Raw genomic sequence first — 2,366 nt, forward strand, 5'->3', positions numbered from 1 at the left:
ATAAAATCTTGGTGGAGCTAAGCGGGATCGAACCGCTGACCTCTTGCATGCCATGCAAGCGCTCTCCCAGCTGAGCTATAGCCCCACACTTTTCTGTGCCAACAACAAGCTACGCTTATCGCTGAACACGGGGCGCATTCTAGGGGTGTGCCTTAAAAGTGTCAACAGTTTTTTATGGCCACTAAATCGTTAGAATAAAATTTAACCTAAGCGCCCCACTTTGTTACGACTTAGACCAAGGGCGCAGCAGCAAAGAATTTTTGCCAGACAACCCACCCTACCAAAACAACCAGCACCAAGCCTATCAGGTATGGCCAAATACTTGGTTTCTCAGCAAAAGGATCGCGCAGTGATCGTTTTGCGCCTTTCGGTAAATGGGCTAAACCTGTTAACGCTGCACCAAAGGGCACATTAATTTTCGCCCGGGTATTTACCGCCCAACCATTGGCATCCAGCAAAGGCCCTAAGTTGCGTCGACGTAAGGTTAAGTAAGCCATAATCATCGAAGGTGTGGAGATAATCAGTAACACTATCAGCAATACCAAAGGAATTTGCCACCAGGCAAGTTGAAATAAGCCTGAAACCGCAGCCGCTAGTGCGGTGCCCAAAGCTCCAATAGCTAAGCCAAAAGCGGCGAAAATACCGGCAAATTTAGCAATATCAAAACTACTGGGGGCTGGTGCAGCGACAGTGGTATTAGCTTCAATACCTTTATCACGGGAGGCAGCAAATTTCTGTACCTGATTTTCGATAAAAGCAGCGACGCGCCGATAGGGAGACCAGAATGCTTGCCGGATACTAACAGGTTGTGCCACTACTTTGGTTACACTTGCCTTCCAATCTTGCCCTTTACGGTCATAAAAGACGCCATTTCGCCCAGCCACCATCAATTCATCAACATCGCCACCGGTTAAGGCCGCAACAATATTTAACGGCGTTTCGCCCTGCCGGGTACAGGTACAGTACACCAAATAACAGCCACTAAAAGGTGCCATGGCAGCATGACGATTAATATCGCCTACCTGCATCACCAGCTCACAGCTGCGTTGATCAATATATAAGGTACCAGCTTGAAAGATGGCTTTTTGCTTGCCCTGATAAAAATCACTAAAACAGACAAAGTTGCGTAACAAGGTCACCAGGTCCCGCTGATAACGCACCAACTTCTCCAACGCCTTAAGATTGTCGGCAAAGGTACAAGCTTGTAGATCTTGATCGATTAGTGTTTGTAATTTTGTGCTTAACTCACTCGTCAGGATTAGCTGTAAGCGATCTGTCCCCAGCGCATGTACCGCTGTCTCCGGGCGTGCCGCCATCCAATTACGCCAAGCAGCCAACTGCGCAGAAATATGCTGCCAACTGCTATAAGTTAACTCTGAGCAGGGTTTGCCAAGTAAGGGCGTTAACACTTTTTCACTGAAATCATGAATAGCGCCAGCCCAAGCCGGGTTAATACCACTGCCGAGTGCCAGAGCCTTATCCGCAGCGATGGCGGATAAGGGTAAGGTCGCAATATCGCTATCGGCCTCCGCCACCACTTTATTTGCCAATGTATCGTAAACACCGATCGCCGGATTTAAATTATCTGTAGCTCTGTCATCGAAAGCCGCCAACTGACAACGTACAAAATAATCATCTATTTTTGCCTGCACCTTCTCAAAAACAGCAACAGCATCGGCAGTTTGCTCGGCGAGTGGACACAATGCTACTTGGCTCTCGGTGAACGTGGCATGCCACTCCAAGACACTTTGCGCTTGCGCTATAAACTGTTGCAAACTTTCACTATTCACGCCCTCGCTGCCACTTCTGTCTGCAATTCCGCCCTGAGTGACCATAATATCAGCGATAAACTGTTGTAATTCCGGATCTGTTGTTAATTCCGGTACCACTACGCCATCGCCATTAAAGTGATCAGCAGCAAACAACCGGGTGCTCTCCAACAAATCTGCAACCTGCAAATTATCCTGGGGCATTTTGTTAGAATACAGCAGCACTTGCTCTGCTGCATACTTGATGCCCGCACCTAGCTCGTCATCACTGGCTATGGCATTCAGCGGTAAACCGGGTTCTGCAAACATAACATTAAGATCAACTAAACGCTCACAGCTCCAATTTACCGCCGCTAAAATCTCAGGTATCCGTATCTGTCCATCACCATCCTGGTCCATCATAGCCAGCGTAGCGTCGTCAAACTCTAACCCAGTTGTCGGGCAATTTAATACTGTCCAGAGTTTTGGATCGAGTTCACTAAGATGTTGTAAGTCGGCAGGGGTGGAAATGGTTACTTGGTCAAAACCGCCTGAGCGGAAAAAGCGCCATTGATGTGTTGAGGTTGTAGTAGACAAGTTTCTGCTCCATGAGACTAG

The 2,366-nt window shown here is 47.9% G+C and carries 1 protein-coding gene and 1 tRNA gene; both read right to left on the reverse strand.

Annotation, left to right across the window (positions count from 1 at the left end):
- Positions 1-9 precede the first annotated feature (9 nt).
- Positions 10-85 (reverse strand) — tRNA-Ala (locus IE163_RS04010).
- 145 nt (positions 86-230) lie between these two features.
- Positions 231-2,345: a hypothetical protein gene (locus IE163_RS04015; RefSeq protein WP_189430494.1), complete on the reverse strand. Its 2,115-nt coding sequence runs from the start codon at positions 2,343-2,345 to the stop codon at positions 231-233.
- Positions 2,346-2,366: the final 21 nt, after the last annotated feature.

This window comes from Alishewanella longhuensis, assembly GCF_014653435.1.
GTDB classification, from domain to species: Bacteria; Pseudomonadota; Gammaproteobacteria; order Enterobacterales; family Alteromonadaceae; genus Alishewanella; species Alishewanella longhuensis.